This window comes from Nocardia vinacea NBRC 16497, assembly GCF_000308835.1.
Lineage (GTDB): Bacteria > Actinomycetota > Actinomycetes > Mycobacteriales > Mycobacteriaceae > Nocardia > Nocardia vinacea.
This window is the reverse complement of record NZ_BAGN01000121.1, coordinates 1-7,350: the sequence shown is the minus strand read 5'-3', so window position 1 is coordinate 7,350 and position 7,350 is coordinate 1. Positions and strand designations below refer to the sequence as shown.

Below are 7,350 nucleotides of genomic sequence, written 5' to 3'. Positions count from 1 at the left end.
GGCCGCATCGTCTATCTTCACGTTCGTACTGTCGTGGAACGAGATCCTCGGCGCGACCATCGTGACGCTCGGACATCGCACGTTGCCCGCGCAGGTGCTCACCACGCTCGGTGAGGCGTCGACGCCGTACCGGTTCGCGGGCGGGTTCGCGCTGATCATTCCGGCGCTGATCTTCATCTTCGTGATGCGGCGCTATCTGGTGAATATGTGGGGGACGACGCTGAGATGACAGAGGTGTAGGGCATATGGCCGAAGTGATTCTGCGGGATCTGGTGAAGACCTACCCCGGCGGCACCACGCGCGCCACCGACCAGGTCTCGCTCGAGGTCGCCGACGGTGAATTCATGGTGCTGCTCGGGCCGTCCGGCTGCGGTAAGACGACGCTACTGCGCATGATCGCCGGGCTGGAACTGCCGGATGCGGGGCAGATCGTGATCGGCGGCAAGGATGTCACCTATCTCGAGCCGCGGCGACGCAACCTGTCGATGGTGTTCCAGTCCTATGCCGTCTTCCCCAATAAGAAGGTCGCCGACAATATCGGCTTCGGCCTGCGGGTGCACGGCGTGCCCGCCGAGGAGATCCGGCGCAAGGTCGCTTGGGCCGCGGATCTGCTGCAGCTCACGCCGTACCTGGATCGGTATCCGGCGAAGCTGTCCGGCGGCCAACGCCAGCGCGTCGCGGTGGCGCGCGCGATCGTCATGGATGCCGATGTGCTGCTCATGGACGAGCCGCTGTCCAATCTGGATGCGCTGCTGCGGCTTTCGTTCCGCGCGGAGTTGAAGAAGTTGGTCGGCGAGCTCGGCACCACCACGATCTATGTCACCCATGACCAGGTCGAGGCGCTGTCGCTGGGCGATCGCGTCGCGGTCATGCGCGACGGGGTGATCGTTCAATGCGGTTCGCCGACAGCGGTATACGACGGTCCGGCGACCGAATTCGTCGGCGGCTTCCTCGGCAGCCCGCCGATGAACTTCCTCACCGGGATCGTCGACATCGGCGAGGCCGGACCGCAGATCGATCTCGGCGGGCAGTCGCTGCCGGTCCCCGCCGCGCTCGCATCGTTCAACGGAAAGAAGCTCAACCTCGGCATCCGGCCCGAGGCCATCGCCGTAAGCGACGAGGCGGGCACCGATTCGGTGCGCGCCCAACTCCAGGTGCTGGAGCCACTCGGCTCGTCCACCCTGTTGACCACCGATGTCAACGGACAGACCGTCAAGATTCAGACGCAGCCCAGCTTCCGGGCCGACCAGGGCGACGCGCTGAACCTGCGTGTGCCACCGCAGGCCTGCCGCTGGTACGACCCGGAAACCGGATTATTGCTGGAGAATTCAGCGTAGATATCCGGTGGAGACTTCGCCGTATCCGATCAATTCAACGGCGGAATATTTTGGAGCCTCGCTGAAACTTTCCGTGGATACCGATGAGCCATCGAGAGCCAGTTTGGCCTGTCGCAATATACGGCAGCTCGGTGAACAAATATTGTGGATGGCCAGCGCACGCCGCGCTTGTCCCGGAGTCAATTCACCCGGATCGGTGAAACAGTCGCCGATATTGGAGGTTATCGATCGCATTTCAGCTAACCAACTCTCACGGGCACAGCAGCTTCTTCGACCATTCGACCACGGCCGGCAGTGAGCGAAACCAAGGCAATATTTCCGATCATGGTAATCAGCGGACCCGCGACAGTGGCGAATTGATATCCGCTCGCCAGAAGCACTCCCAGCACACCGAGAGCTCCGGCGAAGGCATTCGCGGCGAACATTTGCCAGGTTTCTTCCTGAGGCTTCGACCAGGCGTGCCGCAGCGTCGGGATGGTGGCGATGAGATTGGCGCAGATGGCCACCAGCGCACCGAACGTCTTCTCCGAAATATCCACTGTGACCAGCACACATGCGACAGAGGAGAGCAGACACGCCCAATCGATATTATCCCCGGGCCGCAGACTCACCCCACGCCGCAGACCGAGGGCGATAACGGCGGCATTCATACTTGCTGACGCGGCATTGATACCCGCGGCAAGATATGCGCCCGCCAGATATGCGACCACCGCGAATACGGTATTGGCAGTACACCAGGCGACCCAAGACGCCATGCGCGGTCGCGTATCACCATCCAGAATTCCGACCAGATATGCGACGACACCATACAGTGAGATGCCGACGCTGACCAAAGCGACCGACGTGCTCAGACTCCAGAACTCACTCACGTGCACCATTCCTTGTTTTCGCGCATACCTGCGCAAGACAGCCACAACCGGCGATTCGACCCGCATGCGAACACACCGAAGGGAACAAATCCGGTGCAACGATGGGGACCGTATCTGCCGTGGGTGAACACTTCGGGATGATTTGTTCGTTCGCGATTGAAACTATCGTTACACGCAGGTTCTGGCGTCACAAACGCTGCAGATCGGCCGTAACGAACTGTTACGTCGGTAACTGATGCTTAACAGGATATGGTTACTGAGCTCACATCGGTGCGGAATCGACATTAATTAGCGCCGTCTCGAGGGCATGCATGCCGCAGACACACGAAGACCCCAGCCGTAGCTGGGGTCTCCCGTGGTCACGCCGACCGTTGTGCGAGTCGAAACCTCTGCACCCCGGCCTCGATTACTGAGCCTGCCACACTTGCCGGGAATCGTCGCGCCGAGCCCCGGCGCCTACGGGACGCCGCCGCGCGCTTGCATCTGTAAGTCCGGTCGAATCGCGCTCGACCAGGCAATTTCCGACGACCAAAGCCCCTCCGAGATAACGAAACGACAACATCGTGATCATCCCGTGGCCAAACTGTTCGACTGGGAATGTAGGGCTCATGACAGAACCCCGGCGGATCTTGCGGCCACCAGGCCGTTTTCGCGTTCGGCGACCGAGGACCGGAGGACTCGGACTACCGTGGCAGCAATGATCGCTCACCCTGCTGGAGGCCCTTTGCGCAGCATCGCCCGCCTACTGCTCATCATCTCGGCACTCGTCGGCATGGTCATGCCGACCGTTCCCGCCGCCTTCGGCGCACCGATCGGCGATGACGTCACCGCCGGGAAGATCGATGAGTTGCTGGCGCTGCGGGCTGCCTCGCCGGGTGCGAGCAAGGGTGAGCTGATCGAGCGGTTGTCGGGACGCCTGCTCGGGACGCCGTATGGCGCGGATATGCTCATCGGCTCGGTGGACCGGCCCGAACAGTTGGTCATCGATCTGCGCCGGGTGGATTGCTTCACCTACCTCGACTATGTCGAGGCGCTCAGCAGGTCCACAGATCGCGACCAGTTCGTCGCGAATCTGATCGCGACCCGCTATACCGACGGCCGCGTCGAGTTCCAGCAGCGCAAGCACTTCTTCAGCGATTGGTCGCATACCGCGCGCATCGCGGCCACCGATATCACCGGCACGTTGAGCCCGGCCGCGGTGACCGTCACCAAGCACCTCAACGCGAAAGCCGATGGCGGAACATATCTTCCGGGGCTACCGGTGGTCGATCGCGGCATCACTTATATCCCCGGCGCTGCGGTAGACGAGAGCGTCATCGGTGGACTCCGCACCGGTGACTACATCGGTGCGTATGCCGACCAGCCGGGACTCGATGTGACTCACGTCGGCATCTTCGTCATGACACCGAGCGGCCCGGTCTTCCGCAACGCGTCCTCACTCGCCGCCAACAACAAGGTGGTCGACTCCCCCTTCGCCGACTACGTGCGCACCACGCCGGGCATCATGGTGCTTCGCGCGCAGTAATCGAAACGGAACCGGCCAACGCGACGGCGGGCGAGCGGGTTTCGGCGGCGACGGCGCGAATCCGTCGGTCGGATCACGGCGTGGTCGTCGATCGCCACACACGACTCGTGCAGTGCCCCGCATGGCACCGCCGAGTCGAATCGCCCGCCCCATGATCCGTTCTCGCGGTAGGCCGTTCGTACCGCCTCGCTTCTGCCCGACCGCCGGTGGCCGGCTCCCATTCCAACTGTGCCCGGGGCGGCACGGTCGTAGACAGAGCCGGGATGCCCTGGATCCAGGGACATTGGTCCTGCCGAACACAGGGTCAACTGGTCCGGGGTGTGATCAGCCCGAGGTCGGCGTCGTAGCGGCGGTACAGCAGGTGCCCGCGGCGGCTGACGGGATCGATGAAGAACAGGAATGGCAGGCCGATGGTGCACAGGCGGTCGACGGCCGCGGTCTCGGACAACTCCGGAATCTTCGGGTCGGCAGCCGCTGGGTCGCACGGCGCACGAACCAACCCGATGCCCGCGGGATCGCCACGGTAGACGATCGCGTCAGCGCCGGTTTCGGCGTCGACGAACAGGTGCGCGTCGTAGTCCATCGCGTCGAGCACCGCGGCCGCCGCATCCGGTGGGCCGACCAGCAGCGAACAATTCTTGCGGCGGGTTATCGTGCCATGTCCGGATGCCGCGAGTAGTCGCCGTATCGGCTCCCGCTCCGGCGCCACCCGTTGCTTTGTCGTCAACCGCTCGATCAGCCGCTCCAGCCGCAGCACGACCGGCAACACCATGCCCGCCCCCGGAGTGATCGTCTGCACGCGCGCCGGAGTACCGCGCACGCACAGATTCACCTGCACCAACTGCGGCCCACTCGGACAATTCGCGACCACGACCCGCACCCGGGCACCACCGTCGACCCCGTTTCGAGTAAGCAATCGCCCGACCGCCCCGGCCACGCGTTCGAGTTCCAACTCCGCGATCGGTCCACGCGGAAATACGACGATGTCGGGGAAGGCCGGGGTGGACCACTTCCCTGACACACTCATGACGACCTCGCTATTGGATTGTTCGAGCTCCGACCCTCGGGACTCGATCGCAGCATTCGCGACGTCCACGACGGGAGGGCCGAAAGTCACTGCCACACCTGACCTTCGGCACCCAGTGCACGGCCCGGCCCGACGGGTGACCATCGACCTTCGAGAACAGGTAAAAGGCCCGTATCGACCGACACATCGCCAGACGAGGCTCCGAGGTATGACCGACACCCGCCTCTCCCCCGTACATTCCGTGCCGGACCATTCGACGTTGCTGGCGGCCATGAGTTCGGCCGGCCGCGCGCCGTCGTTGCACAACACCCAACCGTGGCGCTGGGTCTTCGACGGGACCCGGCTGCATCTGTACCGCGACGACGACCGCCTACTGACCTCGGCGGACCCGCTGGGTCGGCAACTGGTGATCAGCTGTGGCGCGATGCTGCACCACGTGCGCACCGCATTCGCCGCCAAGGGCTGGCACACCGATACCACCCGGCTCCCTGATGTCGGCCGCCCCGACTATCTGGCGGTCATCGAGTTCCGGCCGTGGCCCGAGCCGCCGATCGGCGTGCTGGCCCGCGCTCGCGCCATCGATAAACGACGCACCGACCGACTGCCGCTGTACGCGCCGGCCGACTTATCGCCGCTCCTGCACGCCGGTCGAATGCTGGTGACACCCCACGACATCGAACTCGATCTCCTCGACGAGAGCGCCCGCGCGAAGCTCACGGTGGCCTCCGAGCACGCCACCGCGGTCCGCCGCTACGACATGGAATACCAGACCGAATTACATTGGTGGACCGGACATTCCGGCGACGCGGAAGGCGTCCCGCGCGAATCCCTGGTCTCCGATGCCGAATTCGCCCGCGTCGGCGTAGGCCGTACCTTCCCATCCACACCGCATTCGGCCCGCCGCGAGACCCTCGAGGACCACGCCCGCCTACTGGTACTCAGCTCACCCCGCGAATCCGTCACCACGTGGCTGCACACCGGCGAAGCCCTCTCCGCCGTGCTCCTGGAATGCACCACGTCCGGCCTGGCAACTTGCCCGATGACCCACATCACCGAATTGCCCTCGGCACGAACAGCTATTGCAAGCATGCTCCCCCACCCCACCATCCCGCAGGTGCTGATCCGAATCGGTACCACCCCCGAAAACACCCCCGAGCCCCCACCGACCCCCCGCCGCCCCCTCCCCGACATCCTCACCATGCGGTAAGTCGAGAATGCGCAGGCGGTGGGGTCTACTCGACATTTACCTCCGCCTACGCATGGTGATCGACCGTCCACTTGCGCACATAGGCGGGCTACGCTGGAGGGACCCCGCTGGAGGTGTTGCGATGACGAGTGTGTTCCTGGTCGATGACCATCAGATCGTGCGTCGCGGTGTGAAGGATCTGATCGAAACCGAGTCCGATCTCGAGGTGGTCGGGGAGGCGGGTACGGTGTCGCAGGCGTTGGCGCGCATTCCCGCGCTGCGCCCGGAGGTCGTGGTCCTGGACGTACGCCTGCCCGATGGCAATGGCATCGAATTATGCCGGGAACTGCTGGATCAGCATCCCGAGCTGCGGTGTCTGATGCTCACCTCGTTCACCGACGAGCAGGCCATGCTCGATGCCATTCTGGCCGGGGCCAGCGGGTATGTGGTCAAGGACATCGACACGATGGAGCTGGTCGAGGCCATTCGCGAAGTCGGCGCCGGTAAGTCGCTGCTCGACAATCGGGCGGCCGCGGCACTCATGTCGAAATTGCGCGAGGAGGCCGAGGCCAAGACCGGGCCGCTGGCCGGCCTCAGCGAGCAGGAGCGGACGCTGCTCGGTCTGCTCGGTGAGGGGCTGACGAATCGGCAGATCGCGATCCGGATGTTCCTTGCGGAAAAGACCGTGAAGAACTACGTCTCCCGGCTGCTGACCAAACTCGGGGTCGAGCGTCGCACCCAGGCCGCAGTGCTGGCGTCGAAACTCAACGCATCCACCAATAGAGAGTAAGCCGCAGCACGAAACAGCGGGCCGCAACGTGCGAAGATACGGGTTATGGAAGGCGAGTCCGCCGGACCCGATCCGACGCCGGTGACGGAAACATTGTCTCAACTTCGACTGCGAGAATTACTCGGCGAAGTCCAGGATCGGATCGCCCAAATCGTCGGCGTCCGCGATCAGATGGACCGCCTGATCGAGGCGATGCTGGTCGTCACCGCCGGACTGGACCTGGACAACACGCTGCGCTCGATCGTGCACACCGCCATCGAGTTGGTCGACGCCGGATACGGCGCGCTCGGCGTGCGCGAAACCGATAAGACCCGCAACGAGCTCGCCGAATTCGTCTACGAGGGCATCGACGACCGCACCCGGATCCTGATCGGCGATCTACCACGCGGTCACGGTGTCCTCGGCCTGCTCTTCGAACAACCGAAACCCATTCGGCTGCCGAATCTTTCCAAGCATCCATCCTCGGTCGGCTTCCCCGCCCACCACCCGCCGATGCACACCTTCCTCGGCGTACCGGTGAAGGTACGCGACGAGATCTTCGGCAACCTGTACCTGACCGAAAAGGCCGGTGGCCAGGAATTCACCGACGACGACGAGGTCGTGGTGCAGGCGCTGG

7 protein-coding genes and 1 pseudogene are annotated in these 7,350 nt (G+C 64.0%); 6 read left to right on the top strand and 2 right to left on the bottom strand.

The window, feature by feature from the left end:
- Both ON44_RS16585 and ON44_RS16580 read left to right on the top strand, forming a co-directional pair.
- Positions 1-229 (top strand): annotated as a pseudogene (locus ON44_RS16585) (carbohydrate ABC transporter permease); the annotation flags it as partial.
- Positions 230-245: 16 nt separating this feature from the next.
- Positions 246-1,337 (top strand): ABC transporter ATP-binding protein, encoded by a 1,092-nt coding sequence (locus ON44_RS16580; RefSeq protein ID WP_040690973.1) that lies wholly within the window; start codon positions 246-248, stop codon positions 1,335-1,337.
- Between the two features lie 239 nt (positions 1,338-1,576).
- Here the strand turns inward: ON44_RS16580 and ON44_RS16570 are convergent, their stop codons facing one another.
- Complete coding sequence (locus ON44_RS16570; RefSeq protein WP_157187186.1) at positions 1,577-2,206, bottom strand: hypothetical protein; 630 nt, start codon at positions 2,204-2,206, stop codon at positions 1,577-1,579.
- Positions 2,207-2,903: 697 nt separating this feature from the next.
- Here ON44_RS16570 and ON44_RS16565 point away from each other — a divergent pair.
- Positions 2,904-3,731 (top strand): DUF1460 domain-containing protein, encoded by an 828-nt coding sequence (locus ON44_RS16565; protein WP_083897924.1) that lies wholly within the window; start codon positions 2,904-2,906, stop codon positions 3,729-3,731.
- Positions 3,732-4,035: 304 nt separating this feature from the next.
- Here the strand turns inward: ON44_RS16565 and ON44_RS16560 are convergent, their stop codons facing one another.
- Positions 4,036-4,758, bottom strand: a complete 723-nt coding sequence (locus ON44_RS16560; protein ID WP_157187185.1) for a sigma 54 modulation/S30EA ribosomal C-terminal domain-containing protein — start codon at positions 4,756-4,758, stop codon at positions 4,036-4,038.
- Positions 4,759-4,966: 208 nt separating this feature from the next.
- On the opposite strand from ON44_RS16560, the gene ON44_RS16555 reads away from it, so the two are divergent.
- The 3 genes from ON44_RS16555 to ON44_RS16545 form a co-directional block, all read left to right on the top strand.
- Positions 4,967-5,965 (top strand): Acg family FMN-binding oxidoreductase, encoded by a 999-nt coding sequence (locus ON44_RS16555; RefSeq protein ID WP_040690963.1) that lies wholly within the window; start codon positions 4,967-4,969, stop codon positions 5,963-5,965.
- Positions 5,966-6,086: 121 nt separating this feature from the next.
- Positions 6,087-6,734, top strand: a complete 648-nt coding sequence (locus ON44_RS16550; RefSeq protein WP_040690960.1) for a response regulator transcription factor — start codon at positions 6,087-6,089, stop codon at positions 6,732-6,734.
- A 45-nt stretch (positions 6,735-6,779) separates the two neighbouring features.
- Positions 6,780-7,350: GAF domain-containing protein (locus tag ON44_RS16545; RefSeq protein ID WP_040690959.1), on the top strand; the 571-nt coding region annotated here is incomplete at its 3' end.